This is a genomic window from Mucilaginibacter metallidurans, assembly GCF_003286435.2.
Lineage (GTDB): Bacteria > Bacteroidota > Bacteroidia > Sphingobacteriales > Sphingobacteriaceae > Mucilaginibacter > Mucilaginibacter gossypii.
Genome location: NZ_CP043449.1, coordinates 7405607 through 7426443, shown reverse-complemented (window position 1 = coordinate 7426443; position 20837 = coordinate 7405607). Strand labels below are relative to the sequence as shown.

The following is a 20837-nucleotide window of genomic DNA, read 5'->3' as shown; positions in this document are numbered from 1 at the left end:
TTTATTATTTTCGGCTGCATTAATCCTGTTTTTTTACATAGTGTTCGATCATGAATTATAAAAAACTCAACAATATATTTGGCTGGGTAGCCTTTATTATTGCCACAGTAACCTACATTTTAACCCTTGAGCCATCATCAAGCTTTTGGGATTGCGGCGAATTTATAGCCTGTATTTACCGCTTACAGGTAGCCCACCAGCCCGGCGCGCCCCTGTTTACCATCATTGGCAAGGTATTTACCCTGCTATCCATGGGCGATAACACTAAAGTAGCTTATTGGGCCAATATGGCATCGGCACTGGCCAGCGGTGCCACCATCATGTTCCTGTTTTGGACCATTACCGCCCTCGCCAAAAAACTATTGGTTAAAACAGAGGAGCAACTCAATTCAACAAACTTAATCCTGATCATTGGCTCTGGCCTTGTTGGCGCTTTAGCCTATGCATGGTCGGATACCTTCTGGTTTTCGGCTGTTGAATCAGAGGTTTACGCACAATCATCACTTTGTACTGCCGTAGTATTTTGGGCGATATTAAAATGGGATGCCCATGCCGAGGAGCCCCATGCCGACAGGTGGATAGTTTTTATTGCCTATGTGATGGGCCTTTCTATAGGGATCCACTTGTTAAACCTGCTGGTGATCCCGGCTATCGGTTTGGTGATCTACTTCCGCAGGGTAAAAAATGTTACTACTAAAGGCACACTGCTTACCTTTTTGGCAAGCGTTGTGGCTTTGGCATTTGTACTGTGGGGCGTTATACAATATACTGTAAAAGGCGCGGCTTTTTCCGACCTGCTTTTTGTAAACACCCTGGGCATGGGTTTTGGCAGCGGGGCAGTAGTGTTTTTTGTACTGCTCATTATTACCATTGTTGCAGGCATTTACTATACTATAAATCCTGTTAAACCTGCCATTATTTTAGCGGCCGTATGCTTTGTACTGATATTAGGCATAAGCGGCGGCATTATTGGCCTGATAGTAAGCGGAGCAGTTTTAGCCTTGTTAGAGTATGTGGTAAAGATCCGCGAAAAACGCTTCGCGCTCAACAGCTTTTTGATTTGCCTGCTGTTTATCCTGTTTGGCTACAGCTCGTTTGTGATGATTGTTGTAAGGGCAAAAGCTAACCCTAACCTGAATAACAGCGATCCCGAAAATGCCTTCGCCCTGAATAGCTACCTTAACCGCGATCAGTACGGCGATACCCCTTTATTATACGGCCAGTTTTTTGATTCGGAAGCCACGGCTCAAACCGAAGGCGCTAATATTTACCGCCGCGGCGCAACCAAATATGAAGTTGCCGGTAAAAAACTTAATACCGTTTATGACCGTAATACCATATTCCCGCGGATGTTTAGCGATAAACCTGGTCACCCGGAGTTTTACCGCGAGTGGACTGGTCTTGGCGAAAGCGAACACCCAACCTTTGGCTCAAACATTAGCTTTTTTGCCAAATGGCAGATCAACCAAATGTATACCCGCTATTTCCTGTGGAACTTTGCAGGCCGGTCTAACGATCTTGACGGCCAAAGTTTAAATTCGGGAGTCGATGGCGAATGGATCAGCGGATGGAATTTCAGTAAACCCCTGCCCTATTCGGTTACCCAAAGCAAAAGCTATAACCGCCTGTTCTTTTTACCGCTTATCATTGGCTTGTTTGGTGCTGTATTTCATTTTGCGCGCAACCAGCGCGAAGCCGGTGTTGTAGCGATCCTGTTTGTTTGTACCGGTTTAGCCATTGTGCTTTACCTAAACCAGGATCCGCTGCAACCCCGTGAGCGTGATTATGCTTATGCAGGCTCCTTTTATGCCTTTGCCATATGGATAGGTTTGGGCGTGATAGGCATTGCCGATGTTTTAAGCAAAAAGCTGAATGCAAAGGTTAGCGCCATTATCTCTACAGTGGTTTGCTTGTTAGCCGCTCCTTTATTAATGGCCAACCAGGAATGGGACGATCATGACCGCTCAACCAAGCTTACCCCGCATGATATGGCTTATAACTACCTGAACTCATGCGCACCAAATGCCATTTTGTTTACTTATGGCGATAATGATACCTACCCGCTCTGGTACATCCAGGAGGTGGAAAATGTACGCCCGGATGTGCGTATCGTGAACCTGAGCCTGCTGGGCACCGACTGGTACATCCGCGGAATGAAAAACAAGATGAACGAATCGGAACCGTTGCCGATCAGTATGCCGAATGATAAATTTAAACCGGGCGTACGTGATGTGATCTACTTTAGCGATCAGAAAATTGCGGGGGCTACCGAGCTGAAAGATGTTTTCGATTTCATTACCTCTGATAAAAAAGAAGCCATGGTTGAGTATAACAACGGAGACGTTGCCAATTACCTGCCAACCAATAAATTCAAATTGACAGTTAACCCCGACGAGGTAATTAAAACCGGCACTGTACCAACTGCCGATAAAGATAAAATAGCCCCGGAAATGGACTGGACATTTAACGGTCGTTACGTTACCAAGGATGTACTGGCGATGATGGATATCCTGAGCCATAACAACTGGAAGCGACCAATTTATTTTTCGGTTACTGTACCTAACAGTAATATGATCGGTTTGGACAAATACATGTACAACGAGGGCTTCGCTTACCGTTTACTGCCATTAAAACCGGATACAGCTGTCGGACCACTTGAAGCCAGCAACACCGGTAAGATGTACGAAAACATGATGACCAAATACAAATGGGGCAACATGAAAAACGCCAGCTATCTTGATCACGAATCAATGACCATGTTTTACCCGCTTATCACCAGGCTGTACTCAACCCTGGCCGATGACCTGGCCAAAGCAGGTAAACCTGATTCGGCCCGTAAGGTGCTTAAAAAATATGATGAGGTAATGCCGACAACTATTAACTCGTTAGAAATAGCGGTACGTAAATATTATATGATCGAGAACGCCTACCGCTTAAACGACATTCAATTAGGGAATAAACTGGCTAACCTGGTTGACGATTATGTAAATAATCAACTTGATTACAGCTACGCCCTATTCCAAAAAGGTGAAACCAACCTCGAAAATCGTGACCTGCAATATTCAATGCAGATTTTAGGAGGGCTGGTTGAGTTTAGCAAGCAATACAAGCAGCCGCAATTGTTTAATAAGTTCAGCGCACAGTTGAGCGGCTTTGAAAAGAAATTTGGGGTGACAGGGAAGAAGTAAATTAACCCTTAATATTTGCAAATGCCCGCCGTTGAGCGGGCATTTTTTGTTTTCAGTGGTCTTTACACAGGATCACTTATGCTTAGGTGTTCAGGAGGTTCGTTTTGATAATTCTTTATGTTATTCAAATAATGAAGTATATATATCTTCTTCTTTTTATTGAGCAACATCTTTTTTAATCTTTGATGATGGGTATTTATAAATAAAAGCTCATTATCTAACAGATAGTACGATAAAATTTGAGGTCGGCTTATTTTAGATGAGCTAAATTGAGCTTCCAGCTTTTTCGTTTTCGCATTCCACGTATATTTTACCAATGTTGAATCATTAACTATCATAGGCCCCCGTTTAGGATCGGCTTCGTAATGATCAAATTCGGCAGTATCCTGAAATTGCTGATGATAAACCACTTTCATAATTAAAGGGTTTGTACTTTGAATGGTCGATTCCAGCCATATCTCGCGTATCCCCCAGGGAGATGGCTGCAACAGGTTCGAGTTTTTTAATTCATTTAATACCGGTATTATCTTATCCCCGTCATATTTATAAAAGAAAGAATTAAACCACCAAATGCCCGAACCCTTGTTAAATTCCATTCGCCGGTAAACTATACTCTCACCGTCACTGTTTTTGAAATATTGTACATTATCAGTGTACCGGCTATAGCCGTCTTGTTTTGCTATTATTTTATTCCCCTTAAAAAAATAAAGCTCCGAGCTGTCGCAATGTCCGGCGTCGCCTATTAAAATCCCAAATTCGTCGAACTTGCTTTTATTACCACCGAAAGGATAATATCCTAAATAAACGTTGCCTTTTTTAACCGAATCCAACAACCCTTTCGCTGTACATGTACTATCAGTTTTTATTTCTCCAAATATGCGCCTCACATCTGCCGTTTTTATCATTCCTTTCCGTATGCAGCTTTTCAATACCGAAAAATCAGCGGCAGATAACTCTCGGCTCATTGGCACTGTAAAATTTTCAAAAACAGAATCAGCCCAAAAAGCAGCTTTATCGGCAAGCGGCTGTACCGGTAACCTCCCAACGCTATCAAAAAAGGCTAAAAGCTGAGGCTCCGTGTATATGATCTCCTTATATTCTTTCGGCTTTACTTTCTGCGTCTTTTTTACAACTTTTTTATCAGGTTCCTTGGTTACATGATGGCAGCCCAATACGCCTAAAAGTAGCATAAGGCAAGCTGCGTTACTGACTATTTTGAAAGGATTAGGCATAATCTGGCTTACTATTATTATTGCTTTAATTTACCAATATTCCGGATGAGTTTAACTAAAACATCGCCGTTATTTATTGTTTATACTAAGCGTAATATATATTTGCCATAATGAAGATCCTGCTCATAGAAGATGAACCCAAACTGGTATCCATCATCCAGCGCGACCTTACTGCCGAAGGTCACGAAATAAGTGTTGCCCTTGATGGTACAACCGGACTGGACATGGCCATGAAGATGGATTTTCAACTCATTATACTGGATATCATGTTGCCCGGCATTAACGGCATTGAAGTTTGCCGTCGTTTACGGCAGGCCAACCAAAACGCAGCCATATTAATGCTTACCGCACTCGGTACTACCGAAAACGTGGTAGTAGGGCTCGATAGCGGTGCCGACGACTACATGGTTAAACCTTTCAGTTTGGCCGAGCTTAACGCCCGCATCCGCACGCTGGCCCGTCGTAATTCAAATCTTACACAACCGGCAAACGTGATACAAATTGCCGATCTGGTAATTAACGGCGACGAAAAATCGGTTAAACGCGGTGGTAAAACCATCGACCTGACAGCTACGGAATATCGCCTGCTGGAGTTTCTGGCTAAAAATAAAAACCACATGCTCAGTCGCATTGAGATATTGGAGCACGTTTGGAACATTGATTTTAATATGGGCACCAACGTGGTTGATGTATACATTAACTACCTGCGCAAAAAGGTGGATAAAGATTTTGAGCCCAAGCTCATCCATACAGTTATTGGCATGGGCTATATTTTAAAAAACAACGCGGCATGAGCATCCAGAAAAAAGTAGCGCTGTTGTTCGTGGTGCTAACAGTGTCGGTAATATTGATATTCAGCAGCGCTATTTTTTATTTTGTACACCAGTTTACCTTCGATGATTTTTATAAACGGCTTGAGACCCGTGTAAACATCTCCTCCCAAATCCATCACCTTAATGATCGCGATAGCCTCGGCGTGTACCGGGAAATACGCCAGCGCTATCTGGAACGCCTCATAGCCGAAAAGCAATACATCATTAAACCTGATATTTACACAAAAGGCAAAACGGTGAAAGGCGTTCCGCGCCAGCTAATTAATAACATCATCGCCAACGGTAAATCGAGGTTTAAAGCCGATAATGTATTTTACGCCGGCAATATCTTCCACTTTCCGGAGGGGGATGCCATTATTGTAGTTTCGGCAACCAATCCATCGGGCCTTAGTGAACTTAATGATCTTGAGCAGGTGCTGATAATCAGTTTCCTGATCTCGATATTGATCGTGTATATTATTGGTCGCCGGTTTTCATACCATACCTTTAAGCCGGTACGCAGCATCATTAAAAAGGTAAATACCATTACCGCCAGCAACCTGCATTTGCGTTTGGAGGATTACAACGGGAAAGACGAAATAGCCGAACTTACCCAAACTTTCAACAACATGCTGGACAGGCTGGAAACAGCCTTTGAAACGCAGAACAACTTTATCAGTAACGCGTCGCACGAGTTACGCACCCCCCTGGCCATCATTAAAGGCGAAGCCGAACTTTCCCTCAAAAATCTGGATCAACCGGGGGCCGATCTGCATAAAAACCTTAAAGAGATCCTAACCGGTACACAAAGCCTGCAGGATATTATTACCAGCTTATTGGGACTGGCACAAAGCGGGTTCGACGGTAAAAAACAAAACTGGGAACAAATTAGGGCCGATGAGCTGGCGTTTATGGTTAAAGAAGCTGTTGATCATATTATCCCGACAAATAACCTCAGCATTGATTTTTCATCACTACCCGATGATGTGGATAGCCTGGTTACACAGGGCAACATCAACCTGCTCAAACTGGCCATAAGTAATATTGGCCTTAACGCCTGTAAATATTCCGAAAACAAGCCGGTAATTCTTAAAGTATATGCCGAAAATCACAGCGTCATTTTTAGTGTAAAGGACCAGGGGATAGGTATTCCGGAAAGTGATGTCCAACACATATTTGAGCCATTCTTCCGCGCTTCAAATACCGGCAAATATGAGGGGCACGGCGTAGGCCTCCCTCTTGCACTAAACATTGTAAGGCTGCATAAGGGCAATATCGGTATCGTTTCTAAAGAGGGCGAAGGTACCGAGATCAGGGTAATGCTGCCGGTTTATAAAACCCAATAACACGTTTTGCCACGAACGTACCCGTGAGGGTATTGTGTGTTTTATAGGCTTTGCAAAGCGAATTAAGCATGGCGTAGGAGATTTCTTTTTCCCGCCAGCTCTCAACCGTTTGTTTATCATTTATTTCAACATTGTATTTTATTAGCATTAATCCATCACTGGCACAGCTATTGTTTTAATCAACCTGCATCAAAACTAAACACCATGAAAGCATTTAAAATAAAACTGGCCATCATGTTACTGGGATTAACATTGGGCGCTACCGAGCCCTTGCTGGCACAATCATCTAAAGATACTTCATCATCAACTACCAAGGCTAATGGGGCGGGCGCCGGGAACGGGTCGAGCCAGGGTGCTCCGGGCACAGCTACCGTATCAGGTACCGGAACAGGTACTTTGCAGGACAGTGACAAAGCCAGCGTGCCCAGTGGCGATGCCGGTGTAAAGCAAAGCACCGATCAGAAAGCAGTAAACCCATCGCAGATAAACGGGTATTGGATCCTTGGGGTATTCAGCTTTATCGGTCTTATAGCGCTCATCCTTCTACGAAGAACCAGGAAGACCAATCATAATTAATTAACCTCAATAATCTTAACGGCCCATGGCTCCAGTTTTAAATCGCTGTTTTTACTGACATTATCGCCTGATAACAACTCTTTGCCGTTATTATAAGGATAAGTCAGGTTGGTTTCTTTTGCCGAATAATTAAAATAATAATGAACCGTTTTGCCGCCCTGATTTACACCTTGTTTGGTGATAACAGGCCAGGCTATCTGCTGATCGGTACCCCAGAGGCCAACTTTTTTTACGGCATCGGCCAATAATTTGTCGGTAACGGCGCTGGTGGTTAAGCTGCCTATGTATGTTGCCAGGCCCTTGCCGTAAGTGTTTTCGGTAATGGCGGCATACTTGCCCCAAACCGGGTGATCATAGTAAGCTAATACTTTAGCGGTAGTAGGAGTAATGAGCTCCATCCAGGTATTCAGCTTTTTATCTTCGGGTTTCAGGTTCCAGTCATCAGCTTTTAATGATACATTGCTGGGTTCGGTGAACTGGCTGTAGTAAATTCCGCAGGCTTGTTCAATAATTCCCGGCTGATGGGTAGTGCGTACTTTCACATTTTCGTCGGCGAAACCGCTTTTGAAAGTATAAATGATATGACCGCCGTTTTTAACATAAGTGTTTAAGCGCTTTAACAAACTATCCGGTGCCGCGTATAGCAGGGGAACTATCAGCAGTTTATAATCTTCAATATTCTTACTTGTCGGGTCAACAAAATCACAGCCTACGTTCATATGGTACAGCCCATCGTAAAACTGGCGCAATACATCATTATAGCCGGTACGCACACCCCAGCCAAAGCCAAAAGCTTTAAAGCCGGTAAGGGCTTCGTTACTGAATAGGATGGCTACGTCGTTTTTCTTTTTCAGGTTTATGAGCTTGCTGCTTAGCCTGTCGAAATCTTTGCCGATGGTTTTAGCCTCGTCATAAACCGGGTTGGGCTCAAAATCATGGCTTAACAAACCTTTCCAGTATGTTTCGGCCGAGTTATGGATGGAATGCCATGGCCAGTAGCTCACCATATTGGCACCCGATGCCAGGTGACTAAAAGCCTGCAACCTCAGCTGACCGGGATACGGTACCCATTGCGGAAAGCCCTGTGCTTCGGTTTCGATAGTAAGGTAGTTTTTGCCGCCTTTCATTGATCGGGCTACATCGCCCCCAAAGGAGATCTCCACGCCGGTAAGCTTGTCCTGGCTGGGGTGATAAATATCTATACCTGCAATGTCTAAAGCTTTGGCTGCTGCAAAATGATCAACATCAGGTTGGATACCGAATGAATAGCCGTGCCATTCCAGGTCGAAGTTTTGGGTAATGAACTGATCGGGACGTTTATATTCGCGCACTATGGCGGCCTGCCATGCTAAATAATCAGTAACCAGCTGCCGCTGAAATTTGGCAAAATCCGACGAAAGACTACCATTAATGGTATTCACCATCGACGGAAAATCGTCCCAGTTATTGATGCGGTTGCTCCAGTAATCGAGCCCGAAAATATGGTTGATGTTATCAAGTGTTTTATACTTAGCCTTCATGTAATTAACAAACAGCGCCTGCACGTTTGGCCCCGCCGTACCGTACGATTTGGTTTCGTTATCTACCTGGTAACCTATCACCGCCTTGTTATCTTTCACATGCTCCATTATTTTGCGGATCACACGCTCGGCATAAAAACGGTAATCTTTATTGGTGATATCCATGTTTTGTCGCGGCCCGTACTGGTTTTGGCCCGATGGGGTGATAGCTAAGATCTCGGGATGTTTTTTTACCATCCAGGTAGGCACAGCATAGGTTGGCGTGCCTATAATAACATGGATCCCCGCTTTTTGCATAGCGTTCAATACCCTGTCGATATGCGTAAAATCGAAAACGCCATCCTGTGGCTCTTCCGTACTCCAGGTTGATTCGGCAATGCGCACCACGTTAATGCCGCAGGCTTTCATCATTTGCACGTCCTTATCCAGCCTTTCATAAGGCATGTACTCGTCATAATAAGCTACGCCGTAAAGCAGTTTATCCATTTTAGGATATTGCGCGAAAGCAGATGCAATAAAAAGTAATTGCATGACGAAGAACAGCAGGAATTTCTTGTTCATAAAAGCGATATTTAGGACAACTGGCTTGTGCTGATGAAAGTACGAATTAATTGTGTTTTCAACACACAATAACAAAATATTTTATGATGTGAAACAGATGTAGTAGTACACAAAACTTTTATTGCCATTTAAAAACTGATATTAGCCCCCCGTTGTAATACCATTATAACCTGTTAGTATTTCCTTATGAAAACAGTTACCCGTTATCTGCTCATCCTGATATGTTGCTGCTCAATGAGCGCCCATGCGCAACAAAGACGCCTTACCTACTGTAACCCGCTTAACCTCGATTATGGTTACACCCCCTTCGAAACATTCGCGAGCTGGGGTAAACACCGCGCCACAGCCGACCCAACCATGACGTTGTTTAAAGGTAAGTATTATTTGTTCTCCACCAATCAGTTTGGCTACTGGTGGAGCGACGACATGCTGAACTGGAATTTTGTGTACCGCAAATTTGTCCGTCCGTACAATGAAGTTAAAGGCGATGAACTTTGTGCACCCGCTACATTGGTTTTGGGTGATACCCTGCTGGTGATCGGATCGACCTATAATAAGGATTTTACCCTGTGGATGAGCACCAACCCAACGCACGACGACTGGAAAGCCGCCAAAGACTATTTTAAAGTTGGCGCCTGGGACCCGGGTATGTTTGCTGACGATGACGGCCGGGTTTATATTTACCATGGCTCCAGCAATACACTGCCGCTTTACGGGCAGGAGATTGACAGGCATACCTTCGAACCCATCGGCCCAAAAAAAGAAATGGTTAAGCTTAACCCCGAAGAGCATGGCTGGGAACGTTTTGGCGAGCATAACGATAATGTGTTTCTGCTGCCATTTATAGAAGGTTCGTGGATGAACAAGTATAAAGGCAAATACTATTTGCAGTTCGGTGCGCCGGGTACCGAGCAAAGTGGCTATGGCGATGGTGTTTTTGTAGGCGATCACCCGCTGGGGCCTTTCACCTATCAAAAGCATAACCCTTTTTCATACAAGCCGGGAGGCTTTGCCAAAGGTGCAGGGCATGGCGCTACCTGGGCCGATAAATATGGCAATTACTGGCATATCAGCACGATGGGCATCTCGGTGAAAAACAACTTTGAACGCCGCATTGGCTTCTGGCCTGCCGGGTTTGATCAAGACGGGGTTCTGTACAGTAATACCGCTTATGGCGACTATCCGCATTATTTATCCAATGGCCCCGAAGACCATCTGAAAAGTAATTTTACCGGCTGGATGATCCTTAACTATAATAAGCCCGTCGAAGTTTCATCAACCCTCGGTGCTTATGCAGCCAACAACGCGGTTGATGAGGATATTAAAACTTACTGGAGCGCCAAAACAGCCAATAAAAGCGAATGGCTTAAAACTGATCTCGGCGGGGTCAGCACTGTAAATGCCATCCAAATTAACTATGCTGATCAGGATGCCACGTTTATGGGCAAATCATTAGGTGTGTATCATCAGTATATCGTTTATTCGTCGGTTAACGGCAAAACATGGCAGCCGCTTATCGACAAAAGCAAAAACCGTAAAGATGTGCCGCACGATTATATCGAGCTTAAAAACCCTGTCAAAGCGCGTTACATAAAAATGGTTAATCTGCACATGCCTACAGGCAAATTTGCAATATCTGGCTTAAGGGTATTTGGTAAAGGTGCAGGTGCAAAACCCGATACCGTGCAAAACCTGATTATACTGCGTGGCGACAGCGAACGCCGCAATGCCTGGCTTAAATGGAAGCCAAACGATAATGCCACCGGCTACACCATTTACTTCGGCATAGCGCCCGATAAATTGTACAACAACATGATGGTTTACGGCCGTAACGAATACTATTTTAATGGGATGGATAAAAGCCTGCCATACTATTTTCAAATAGAAGCGTTTAATGAAAATGGAATTTCGGCAAAAACCAAGGTTGTAAAGGTGGAATAATTATTGTATCTTTAATCAAATGAAAAATAAAGCAGATAAAAGCCCCAAGCAAAATAATGCATTGCGACAGGAAATTTTAAAATCGATGATAGCATCATTTAAAATTGAAGGGATAGATATATCTGCCGAAAAAGCTTCAACTACTTTAAAAAAAGTAGAGCTTAACCTGGAAAAATAAACCGGATAAGCTGCTCCATCTTTTGGTAATCTTTATTTGCCGCTGCTTGAACAGCCAAAACATATAATTCAAATTCCTTTTCGCCTATTTTGTCAAACATCAATGGCCCATAGCCTTGTTTTCTCGCCATTAAGTTTGCAAGAATACGGGCTGTGCGACCGTTGCCCTCTCTAAAAGGATGAATAAATAAAAGCTCGCCGTGTACAGTTGCGATATCCTTTATCAATTCATCCGTATTAGCATAATTATGAGGCAACTTTAAAAGTATCTCATTTTCAAATAAGGCCATAGTCGACGGCAGAAACCGGGCGGCAGCAAAAGGAAACCCACCCTTTGATAGATTAACATCCCTGTACTTTCCGGCAAATGAGTATAGATGGCTTAAAGCCAACTTGTGTATTTTGAGTATGTATTTTGCATTAAACTTAGTTCGTTTAGTTAAAGCTTCGGTTAATAAAATTTCGGTTTTTAGAAAGCCCTCGAATTCCGATATTGCAATATCTTCGAGGAATTTTAATTCTTGAATGTTAGGTAATACCTCATTTTGATTACCGGGTGTATTATATTTCATTTTGTGGTATGAATATGCAATTTAATTAACTAACGTTATAAACAGCAACGCGATATCATAATTCAAAAGCTTACCATAATTTATCTATGCTAAAAACCATCCTCCCCCTCCTTATAACCTTAATGCTCAGCATTGCTGCCAAAGCCCAGCAAACCGACAGTACGCTGAAAAAATCGCCCATAAAAACCCTGAGCGACAAAAAGTTCACCCAACTGATTACCGGTGAGTATTTGTTTGACGATATTGAGCAGGTCGCCCGGCTTAACCATTATCCCATGCCCGATGCAGCGCTGAAGTTTAAAAAAGAACTAAGCCTGAGCCCGGTTCAGCTGACCAAAATTACGGCCATTGCTGCCGAACTGCACCGCAAACGGGTGGAGATGGGCAATTTTATAGTTACCAACGAAACCACACTTGATAAACTGATGAGAAAAGGGACGGATAATGGCAGCATTATCTTTTACGCCAACCGCTCGGGTTTGTATTACGGAGAGCTCAGGAATGCCATTTTGCAGGCCTGTTTAAGCACCGGCAATGCATTGGCCCCTCAGCAAATCACGAAGTTGGAAACACTCACTGCTCATAATTGAAAATATCCCGTTTGATTTGCTTAATTTAGCGCCTCCAAATAAAGTGTATGAAGATTACGTTTGATTTTGAAAAACCACTGGCTGAGTTACAGCAGCAAATAGAGAAGGTAAAGCAGGTTGAGGAAAAAAACAAACTCGACATGTCGGCAACTGTTGCCGAGCTGGAAGGAAAGCTGGAAGAAGCCAAAAAAGATATATACAGCAACCTCACAGGCTGGCAAAAAGTACAAATTTCGCGTCATCCCGAAAGGCCTTACACCTTGCAGTACATTGAGCTGATGTGTGATGATTTTATTGAACTGCATGGCGACCGTACCGTAGGTGATGATAAAGCAATAATTGGTGGTTTTGGTACGCTGAATGGCCAAACAGTAATGTTTATCGGCCATCAAAAGGGCCGTAACACTAAAGAGCGCCAATACCGTAACTTCGGCATGGCTAATCCGGAAGGTTATCGTAAAGCCTTAAGGCTGATGAAAATGGCCGAAAAATTCAACAAGCCCGTTGTTACTTTAATTGATACTCCGGGAGCTTATCCGGGTTTAGAGGCCGAAGAGCGCGGACAAGGTGAAGCCATTGCCCGTAACCTGCTCGAAATGGCAGTGCTGAAAGTGCCGGTGATCTGTGTTATTATTGGCGAAGGCGCATCGGGCGGCGCATTGGGTATTGGTATTGGCGATAGGGTATTGATGCTGGATAACTCATGGTATTCAGTGATCTCTCCCGAAAACTGCTCAACCATTCTTTGGAAAACCTGGGAAAATAAAGAGCGTGCCGCTGAAGTACTTAAACTAACCTCGACAGAAATGTTTAAGAACAAGCTGATTGACGGGGTGATTAAAGAACCACTTGGTGGTGCCCATCAAGATCCGGTTGCTATGGCCGGTATTCTGAAAAAACAATTATTAAAAGACCTGAAAACTCTTAAAGAGCGCAATATTGATGAGCTTGTGGCCGAGCGTATTGATAAATTCTGCTCAATGGGTGTGGTTAATGAATAATATTCAATCCATTTGTTGATAGCAAGAGCTGCCCGAAAAGGCGGCTCTTGTTGTTTTACATCACCTCCATGTCATTGCGAGTAACCATCAGGGGAGCCCTGAAAAAAAATGAAATGACATGCATTGCGATGAGAAGTAAGATATTTGTCTTGAACATCGGGCAAACTACACACCCCGTATAACCCTTGGGGCCTTTAAGAGCCCGCTTGCGAGTTTGGGACTGTCGCTTTTTGCAAAAAACATTATAGGGAACCACCAGTTCTGACCAACTGGTGGTTTACCGCGCTTTTAAGCTTAGACTTTTTAAAGCGACAGAGTTTGCCCTGTTTTTTAAAAATATGGGCAAAGCTAAACAAAACAAAAAGAAGAAGGGGGCAGGAACTCCTGCAGGTTCAAAAAAGATGGAACGATTTGGGATTCTTTACCCCAGATCAGCCGGGATCGATGTAGGGAGTATGCTCATGGTCGTATCTTACACTGATTCCAGGGATCAGATCCACCTGAAACAGTTTGACAGTTTTACCTCCAGTCTTAATAAACTGGCCGACTTGCTACAGGGGGAAAAGGTGGAGATCGTAACGATGGAATCAACCGCCAACTATTGGATGCCCCTGCATAGTATCCTTGAGTCCCGGGGCATAAAGGTGGTGATGATCAACCCAAGCCATTATCGGAATGTATCGGCACGAAAAACGGATATTAATGATGCGCAGTGGTTGCATAAGCTGCTTACCCATGGCCTTTTACGCGAATCACATATTGCGCCGGCCTTTTACCAGGACCTGCGGCAATATATCCATGAAAGGCAGATCTGCCAGGACCAGAAAAGCGATACACTCAACCGTATCCAAAACACCCTGACCAAAATGAATATCAAGTTCCAGCACCTGATCAGCGATATTGAAGGTGTATGCGGTATGAAGCTTTTGCGGATGATCTGCTCAGGGATCTCAGATCCCGAAAAACTGCTTTGTAGCATCGATCATAAACGGCTAAAAGCAAGTCAGCAGGAATTGCTCCATTCTCTTGAAGGAGACTACCGGGACAGCCGGATCAATACACTCAGGGGCAGCCTAAAGGCATACGACTTTTTTAAAGAGCAGATGCTTTATTATGAGCAGCACATCGAACAAACGCTTAAACTATTGGCACCGGAGATAAAAAGCTCAAAGAAGCAGAGCATGGTCCGCAAGAATCAATATCATATCAACTTAAAAGATTACCTAATAGCCATATTAGGCGTAGACCTGACAGCAGTGGAAGGCCTGGATGAGATCGGCCTGCTAACGATACTGGCAGTAACAGGGCCCGATATGAGCAAATGGCCTACCGCAGGCCATTTTACAAGCTGGTTAAACCTGTCGCCCCGTCCTAAAATAACAGGAGGCAAGCTGGTAGGCTATGAAAAACGGATCACACACAACCCGGCTACCCAGGCTTTCAGGCTTGCGGCAAACTGCCTATGGCAAAGCAAGGGCCCGTTAGGACAGCAATACCGAAAATTAGCTGCAACCAAAGGAAAGGCTAAAGCTATTAAAGCAGTGGCCAGGAAAATAGCCGTGATATTCTATAATATGATACTCAAACAACAGGCTTACGATAGCAGTAAAGTTCAACAGGATATCGAATTACAAAAGGCAAGAAAGATCAGCCGTCTGCAAAAAGAAGCTCAAAAACTTGGTCTTACTCTCCAAAATGCAGCTTGATTATGAATGTCTTACAGGCACGTCATTATAAGGAGGAACGACGAAGCAATCGCATGCTATACAGGGCCGCTATGCTTCCGTGCGATTGCCGCGCTGCGCTCGCAATGACATGTTTTTCTCTGTTTTATAAAGTTGCAAACGAGCGCAAGGAATAAGCTTAAGAATCCCCCCTCAATAGTCGCAAATGCCCCGCACGCAAAAGGTAGTTTGATGTTAAATTTGATCATCAATTAAAGCATTCATTATGAAGACTGAAGAATCAAATAGTCCTTTTGGTAAACTGGGTAATCCTGCACGGCGAGCGCTGGCTAATGCCGGTATCACGTCATTGCTTGAATTATCAAAACTTACCGAGAAAGAGTTTTTGCATTTGCACGGTGTCGGCAAAAGTTCGGTGCCGATAGTGAAGGAGAAAATGAAAGAAGAAGGTTTAGGCTTTAGGGAATAAAATAAGTGAACCCCTGTGCCTTCCCGCACAGGGGTGTAAAGCTTACAGTATATAATATACGTTTGCTTTAGCGGCGGCAGTTTGCACCGGCGCCTTTTCACTCTCATGTTTATCGTTAAGCATCTGCTTTAAGTCGCGTTCAATGGTTTGCGATATAGCAGTTGTTGGGGTGTCTGTCGGTTTGTTCTCAAATGGGTCCTGCAGGTGGATGGCCATTTTCTCTACCAGTAAAAATGCTGCCGCTATAGCTATGATCAGCGGTACTTCAAACATACCGAAGAATTCGATGAGGCCAAATGGCAGCAATATGATAAACAGGTACAGGCAAAAATGGATGTATAAGCTGTATGTAACCGGAAATACCGTGTTCTTGATCCGCTCGCATTTGCCCATAGCATCGCAAAGGCGGTTAAGCGTGCCATCTATCTGCACTTGTTGGTAATCATTAAGCCACCCATTTTTATAAGCCAGTTTTAGGTCAAGCCCGTGCAGTTTTAACAAGCTGTTGGGCATGTTTGTAAAACGATGAGTAAATTTCACCTCTTCGTCAACCAGCAGGTGGGCGTTTTTAGCATAGGGATCTTGCTTACGTAATGATTGGCTTAAGCCATGGCACCATGCTATCTGCCTGTAAACAAACCGTTTTTTGAAACCTTCTATTTCTTCACATACAGCGTTATCGCCATCTAAAAACGTGATCAACTCGCGCACCAGCGATCTTGAATCGTTCACTATAGCTCCCCAAATGCTCCGGGCTTCCCACCAGCGGTCGTAGGCCTGGTTTGAGCGAAATGCCAGTAACAAGGATATGATGGTAGCCAATATTGCCGGCACAGCAATTGGGATTGAAATGCGGTACTCAGGCAAAAAACGATGGAATAAGGCTATAGCTACAGCATACACGGCAACCAGTAACAATTCATTCTTTATTTTGCCTACCACATATTTTACCGGGATATTTTCTTTTAGTAACATAGATAGTTGTTTTAAATGATTTTAGTAAATATTAAACCTCCAGCAGTTCATGTTCTGCTTCGGCATTAACTATGGTCAAAGGCTGTTTAACTTTAGCTTTAAGGGTAATTATTTTATACCCGCTCCGTTGCATCAATATGGTAGGGTCAAAACTGTTGGGTGTTAACCTTGCATAGCTGTGGTTTTCGGGCATGGCAATCAGGCCTGTCTCTTTTTCTTCGAGATAGTTTTTAAATACAGCCACCGTGTTGCCATAAAAAAAATCGGGGGTGATGTTTTCTATCCGGTCTGCATAGTCATTCTTCAGCATAGTACAACCGGCGTAAAATTCATCGCTGATGAGCTGGTATTCCCTGCTTCTGCGGGATAATAATAGCAGATCGGATATAGAGTCGGACAATTGGAGGAAATGAACGAGCGATATGTTGAGCTTTTGATCCGGATAGCGCTCTGCCAAAACAGGTATAATGTTTAATGATGATAAGGTGAAATCAGATGGGATGATAATGTTTAATGTTTTCATGATGATACCTCTTTGTGTTTACTACTGTTTGTTGATACAATAGTCGGTACCAGGCATTAAAACGGTTTAAGAAAGAAATTAGAATGTGATTAGAATTTTCAGGATATCATCGAAGGTGCACAGAATGATTGTGCGTTGGGGCCACAGAGAAGTCCTATACCCTGCCAAGGGCTATACGGGGCAGATAAGATTTCCTCCCCTTCATCGCCCGTTTCCGCCTTTCGAAGTATTTCGGATTTGACATCTTTATTTTAGGTAATAAAAAAGCCCTGGCCTTGCGTTGCAAAACCAGGGTTGGGATTTCTAAAAGTATCCCTTTAAGGGGTGGAGGGGTTTAAACCACCATATTCACAATCCTGCCTTTTACTACAATCAGTTTTTTAGGGGTTTTACCATCCAGGTATTTTTGTACATCGGCATTAGCCAAAACAAAGGCTTCTATTTCTTTAACATCAAGGCTTAACGAGATGCTTAGGTTCATTTTCATTTTACCGTTGATTGAGATTGGGTAAGCAAACTCATCTTCAACCAAATATTCCGCGTTAAATTTAGGGAATGGTGCGTATGATAAAGTACCATCAGCATTACCCAATAACGACCATAGCTCCTCGCAAATGTGCGGCGCATAAGGCGACAGGATGATCACCATATCCTGCAATATCGCACGGTTGTTGCATTTCAAATCGGTTAATTCATTAACAGCGATCATGAAGCTGGATACCGAAGTATTGAATGAGAAACGTTCGATATCTTCCTCAACCTTTTTAATGATCTTATGCAATGATTTCAACTCAGCTTTTGACGGAGCGGCATTGTTTACGCCAAACTCCCAGGCATCATTATGGAATAACCTCCAGAATTTACGCAGGAATTTGAAAACACCCTCAATACCATTGGTATTCCACGGTTTGCTTTGCTCCAGCGGACCTAAGAACATCTCATACATGCGCAAGGTATCGGCACCGAAGCGGCTGATGATATCATCCGGGTTCACCACATTGAACTTAGATTTCGACATCTTTTCAACTTCAACACCGCAGATATATTTGCCGCCTTCAAGTATAAATTCGGCATCAGCAAATTCCGGTCGCCATTGTTTGAATTTTTCGATGTTCAAAATGTCGTTTTCCACTATGTTTACATCAACATGTGTAGACTGATATTGGATAGTTGTACGAACTCCGCTTTCAGTTGGGACGCTATTTTCATCCCAAAGATTAATAATATCAAGGTCATATTCCAATCCAAGAGCTTGGAATGCTTTAATATTAAGTTCTTCCGATAGATCTGGATTGGGCTTTAAAATACCACCATATTTTTTCAGTTGTTGCAGTTTATTGTAAGAAATAAGTTTCCCAGACTTTATCAGCCTGTAAACAAAATTACTGCGGCCCTGGATCATGCCCTGGTTGATCAATTTCTTGAAGGGTTCTTCCTCAACAACCAGGTCAAGGTCTTTCAAAAACTTGTTCCAGAAACGGCTGTACAACAGGTGACCAGTCGCATGCTCACTGCCGCCGATGTACAAATCAACGTCTTTCCAGTATTCAATAGCCTCGCGCGATGCAAACTCCTTATCGTTTTGGGCATCCATATAACGGTACCAGTACCAGCTGGAACCGGCCCAGCCCGGCATGGTGCTTAGCTCGTAAGGCAAACCGCCTTCATATTTCCAATCCTCTGCACGACCTAACGGCGGTTCGCCGGTTTCGGTAGGGAGATATTTATCAATTTCGGGCAATAGTAATGGCAAGTGGCTTTCATTAATTAAATGAGGTAAACCCTCTTTAAAGTAAACCGGCACCGGCTCGCCCCAGTAACGTTGACGGCCGAAAATGGCGTCACGCATCCTGAAGTTAACTTTGGCTTTACCGGCATTGATCTCTTCCAGTTTGGCAACCACCGCGGCAGTTGCTTCTTTGTAAGCTAAGCCGTTGATAAAATCAGAGTTGATGTAGGTGCCTTCTTTAGTTGGGTCGGCTTCAGTTTCGATATTTTGAATATCGATGATCGGCACTATCGGCAAATTAAAATGCTTCGCGAAAAGGTAATCTCGCTGATCGCCTGATGGTACGGCCATAACCGCGCCGGTTCCGTATCCTGCCAAAACATAATCGGCAATCCAGATTGGGATCGGCTGCCCATTTAACGGGTTAAGCACATAGCTGCCGGTAAATGCACCTGATACAGTCTTGGCATCAGCCATCCTGTCAAGCTCCGATTTCTTTTTGGTTTGAGTAATGTAAGCTTCGATTTCTGCCTTTTGCTCAGGAGTAGTTAATGCAGAAACTAATTCATGCTCAGGAGCAATTACCAAGAAGGTAACACCGAAAATAGTATCAACCCTTGTGGTAAACACTTCGATAAAATCGGTACCCAAAGCTGCGTTATGACCTGATTTATCTATCGGGAATTTAACCGAAGCACCAGTACTTTTACCGATCCAGTTCCTTTGCATTTCTTTCAAAGGCTCTGGCCAGTCGATAGTATCAAGGCCTTGTAATAACCTTTCTGCGTATGCGGTAATGCGCATGCTCCATTGGGTCATTTTCTTTTGTTCAACGGGGTAGCCGCCGCGCTCGCTAAAGCCGTCTTTTACCTCATCATTGGCCAATACGGTACCAAGAGCGGGGCACCAGTTTACGGTACTTTCGCGCAGGTAGGTAAGGCGGTATTTTAACAGTTCGTCCTGCTGTTGCTGGTTGCTGAACGCTTTCCACTCATCGGCAGTAAAACTTAAAATTTCATCATCACAAACGGCATTAATACCGGCAGAACCTTTTGTTTCAAAATGTGCAACCAGCTGATCAATTGACTGGGCCTTGTCGGCATCTTTATTATACCAGCTGTTAAACAACTGCATGAAGATCCATTGGGTCCATTTATAATAATCGGGAGAGCTTGTACGCACCTCGCGGCTCCAGTCGAACGAAAAGCCGATCTGGTCCAACTGGCGACGATAGGTTGCAATATTATCTTCGGTAGTTATAGCGGGGTGCTGACCGGTTTGTATGGCGTATTGCTCGGCGGGTAAGCCAAAGCTATCATAGCCCATAGGGTGCAATACGTTAAAGCCTTTTAAGCGTTTGTAGCGTGCAAAAATATCAGAAGCGATATAGCCCAGCGGGTGCCCAACGTGCAGGCCGGCCCCAGACGGGTAAGGGAACATATCCAGCACATAATATTTGGGCTTACTGCTTTTGTCTTCGGCTTTGAAGGTTTGGTTTTGTGCCCAAAACTGCTGCCATTTTTGCTCTATCTCTTTAAATTGGTAGTCCATTTGATGTTTTACGCGTATGAGGTTGCGAAATTAAGCATTTCCCTATTAGTTTAGTAGTTATTAATGGATTAGTTGACGGTTAATGGTGTCTTTTTAAACAATTTGCTATGGAGTTTAACCTATCAGGAGCTTTTTGCAGATTTAGGTTAAGGCACAAATTAATCAATCTAAAATTTTAACAGGATGAATCTCCGGAGTTAAAACCGCTCTTTATGTCTCGTCCTAAAAAAGTTTACAGCTTTTAGTGTAGTGCTCTTAGATATTTACGGGGCTATAAATACGTAGTGCAGCTGGGGCTTACGTTGCTTTATATTATGATCAGTTATAGCTCCGCAGGTCCCTCCTACTCTGCAACCAGGCAATATCTCCCCACAAAAAAAGCCCGGTCG

Annotated in this window: 16 protein-coding genes; 10 read left to right on the top strand and 6 right to left on the bottom strand. The window is 43.7% G+C overall.

The genetic code is table 11. From position 1 onward, the window contains the following. The first annotated feature begins 50 nt into the window (after positions 1-50). Entirely contained in the window at positions 51-3188 is a 3138-nt protein-coding gene (locus DIU38_RS32235; RefSeq protein ID WP_112658994.1) for a glycosyltransferase family 117 protein, read from the top strand. A 62-nt stretch (positions 3189-3250) separates the two neighbouring features. On the opposite strand, the gene DIU38_RS32230 is transcribed toward DIU38_RS32235, so the two are convergent. Then, complete coding sequence (locus DIU38_RS32230; protein WP_146750471.1) at positions 3251-4378, bottom strand: hypothetical protein; 1128 nt, start codon at positions 4376-4378, stop codon at positions 3251-3253. 152 nt (positions 4379-4530) lie between these two features. Here DIU38_RS32230 and DIU38_RS32225 point away from each other — a divergent pair, with 152 nt between their 5' ends. From DIU38_RS32225 to DIU38_RS32215, 3 genes are all read left to right on the top strand, one after another. After that, positions 4531-5214 (top strand): response regulator transcription factor, encoded by a 684-nt coding sequence (locus DIU38_RS32225; protein ID WP_112658990.1) that lies wholly within the window; start codon positions 4531-4533, stop codon positions 5212-5214. Next, positions 5211-6578 carry a HAMP domain-containing sensor histidine kinase gene (locus tag DIU38_RS32220; RefSeq protein WP_112658988.1) on the top strand — a complete coding sequence of 456 codons (1368 nt, stop codon included), beginning with the start codon at positions 5211-5213 and terminating at the stop codon, positions 6576-6578. The genes DIU38_RS32225 and DIU38_RS32220 overlap by 4 nt, the downstream gene beginning before the upstream one ends. 204 nt (positions 6579-6782) lie before the next feature. Next, positions 6783-7154: a hypothetical protein gene (locus tag DIU38_RS32215; protein WP_112658984.1), complete on the top strand. Its 372-nt coding sequence runs from the start codon at positions 6783-6785 to the stop codon at positions 7152-7154. Here DIU38_RS32215 and DIU38_RS32210 read toward each other — a convergent pair. Next, a complete protein-coding gene (locus DIU38_RS32210; protein WP_208057642.1) occupies positions 7151-9235 on the bottom strand; it encodes a beta-galactosidase in 2085 nt (694 codons plus the stop codon). The two genes, DIU38_RS32215 and DIU38_RS32210, sit on opposite strands and share 4 nt — an antisense overlap. A 186-nt stretch (positions 9236-9421) precedes the next feature. On the opposite strand from DIU38_RS32210, the gene DIU38_RS32205 reads away from it, so the two are divergent. Both DIU38_RS32205 and DIU38_RS33320 read left to right on the top strand, forming a co-directional pair. Next, positions 9422-11176, top strand: coding sequence for a family 43 glycosylhydrolase (locus DIU38_RS32205; RefSeq protein ID WP_112658982.1), 1755 nt, complete (start codon positions 9422-9424; stop codon positions 11174-11176). A gap of 19 nt (positions 11177-11195) precedes the next feature. Then, positions 11196-11354, top strand: a complete 159-nt coding sequence (locus DIU38_RS33320; RefSeq protein WP_167516331.1) for a hypothetical protein — start codon at positions 11196-11198, stop codon at positions 11352-11354. On the opposite strand, the gene DIU38_RS32200 is transcribed toward DIU38_RS33320, so the two are convergent. Beyond that, on the bottom strand, positions 11338-11925 hold the full coding sequence (locus tag DIU38_RS32200; protein WP_112658980.1) for a Fic/DOC family protein: 588 nt from the start codon (positions 11923-11925) through the stop codon (positions 11338-11340). The two genes, DIU38_RS33320 and DIU38_RS32200, sit on opposite strands and share 17 nt — an antisense overlap. 86 nt (positions 11926-12011) lie before the next feature. On the opposite strand from DIU38_RS32200, the gene DIU38_RS32195 reads away from it, so the two are divergent. The 4 genes from DIU38_RS32195 to DIU38_RS32180 all read left to right on the top strand — a co-directional run bounded on the left by DIU38_RS32195 (position 12012) and on the right by DIU38_RS32180 (position 15670). After that, on the top strand, positions 12012-12515 hold the full coding sequence (locus tag DIU38_RS32195; RefSeq protein WP_112658978.1) for a hypothetical protein: 504 nt from the start codon (positions 12012-12014) through the stop codon (positions 12513-12515). A 47-nt stretch (positions 12516-12562) separates the two neighbouring features. Next, positions 12563-13516, top strand: a complete 954-nt coding sequence (locus DIU38_RS32190) for an acetyl-CoA carboxylase carboxyltransferase subunit alpha (protein ID WP_090529188.1) — start codon at positions 12563-12565, stop codon at positions 13514-13516. A gap of 338 nt (positions 13517-13854) precedes the next feature. Beyond that, positions 13855-15222: an IS110 family RNA-guided transposase gene (locus tag DIU38_RS32185; RefSeq protein ID WP_243770601.1), complete on the top strand. Its 1368-nt coding sequence runs from the start codon at positions 13855-13857 to the stop codon at positions 15220-15222. A gap of 244 nt (positions 15223-15466) precedes the next feature. Then, positions 15467-15670: a helix-hairpin-helix domain-containing protein gene (locus tag DIU38_RS32180; protein WP_112653541.1), complete on the top strand. Its 204-nt coding sequence runs from the start codon at positions 15467-15469 to the stop codon at positions 15668-15670. Between the two features lie 42 nt (positions 15671-15712). Here DIU38_RS32180 and DIU38_RS32175 read toward each other — a convergent pair whose 3' ends face one another. The 3 genes from DIU38_RS32175 to DIU38_RS32165 all read right to left on the bottom strand — a co-directional run bounded on the left by DIU38_RS32175 (position 15713) and on the right by DIU38_RS32165 (position 20448). Continuing rightward, entirely contained in the window at positions 15713-16645 is a 933-nt protein-coding gene (locus tag DIU38_RS32175; RefSeq protein WP_112653540.1) for a bestrophin family protein, read from the bottom strand. A 31-nt stretch (positions 16646-16676) separates the two neighbouring features. After that, positions 16677-17168, bottom strand: coding sequence for a hypothetical protein (locus tag DIU38_RS32170; RefSeq protein WP_112653539.1), 492 nt, complete (start codon positions 17166-17168; stop codon positions 16677-16679). A gap of 334 nt (positions 17169-17502) precedes the next feature. Continuing rightward, a complete protein-coding gene (locus tag DIU38_RS32165) occupies positions 17503-20448 on the bottom strand; it encodes a leucine--tRNA ligase (protein ID WP_112653538.1) in 2946 nt (981 codons plus the stop codon). Between the last annotated feature and the right edge of the window lie 389 nt (positions 20449-20837).

Coding starts and splice junctions, on each gene's coding strand:
- DIU38_RS33320 (WP_167516331.1), top strand. CDS start 11,196: ATGAAAAATAAAGCAGATAAAAGCCCCAAGCAAAATAATGCATTGCGA.
- DIU38_RS32230 (WP_146750471.1), bottom strand. CDS start 4,378: ATGCTACTTTTAGGCGTATTGGGCTGCCATCATGTAACCAAGGAACCT.
- DIU38_RS32210 (WP_208057642.1), bottom strand. CDS start 9,235: ATGAACAAGAAATTCCTGCTGTTCTTCGTCATGCAATTACTTTTTATT.
- DIU38_RS32200 (WP_112658980.1), bottom strand. CDS start 11,925: ATGAAATATAATACACCCGGTAATCAAAATGAGGTATTACCTAACATT.
- DIU38_RS32205 (WP_112658982.1), top strand. CDS start 9,422: ATGAAAACAGTTACCCGTTATCTGCTCATCCTGATATGTTGCTGCTCA.
- DIU38_RS32180 (WP_112653541.1), top strand. CDS start 15,467: ATGAAGACTGAAGAATCAAATAGTCCTTTTGGTAAACTGGGTAATCCT.
- DIU38_RS32235 (WP_112658994.1), top strand. CDS start 51: ATGAATTATAAAAAACTCAACAATATATTTGGCTGGGTAGCCTTTATT.
- DIU38_RS32215 (WP_112658984.1), top strand. CDS start 6,783: ATGAAAGCATTTAAAATAAAACTGGCCATCATGTTACTGGGATTAACA.
- DIU38_RS32170 (WP_112653539.1), bottom strand. CDS start 17,168: ATGAAAACATTAAACATTATCATCCCATCTGATTTCACCTTATCATCA.
- DIU38_RS32220 (WP_112658988.1), top strand. CDS start 5,211: ATGAGCATCCAGAAAAAAGTAGCGCTGTTGTTCGTGGTGCTAACAGTG.
- DIU38_RS32185 (WP_243770601.1), top strand. CDS start 13,855: ATGGGCAAAGCTAAACAAAACAAAAAGAAGAAGGGGGCAGGAACTCCT.
- DIU38_RS32195 (WP_112658978.1), top strand. CDS start 12,012: ATGCTAAAAACCATCCTCCCCCTCCTTATAACCTTAATGCTCAGCATT.
- DIU38_RS32165 (WP_112653538.1), bottom strand. CDS start 20,448: ATGGACTACCAATTTAAAGAGATAGAGCAAAAATGGCAGCAGTTTTGG.
- DIU38_RS32175 (WP_112653540.1), bottom strand. CDS start 16,645: ATGTTACTAAAAGAAAATATCCCGGTAAAATATGTGGTAGGCAAAATA.
- DIU38_RS32190 (WP_090529188.1), top strand. CDS start 12,563: ATGAAGATTACGTTTGATTTTGAAAAACCACTGGCTGAGTTACAGCAG.
- DIU38_RS32225 (WP_112658990.1), top strand. CDS start 4,531: ATGAAGATCCTGCTCATAGAAGATGAACCCAAACTGGTATCCATCATC.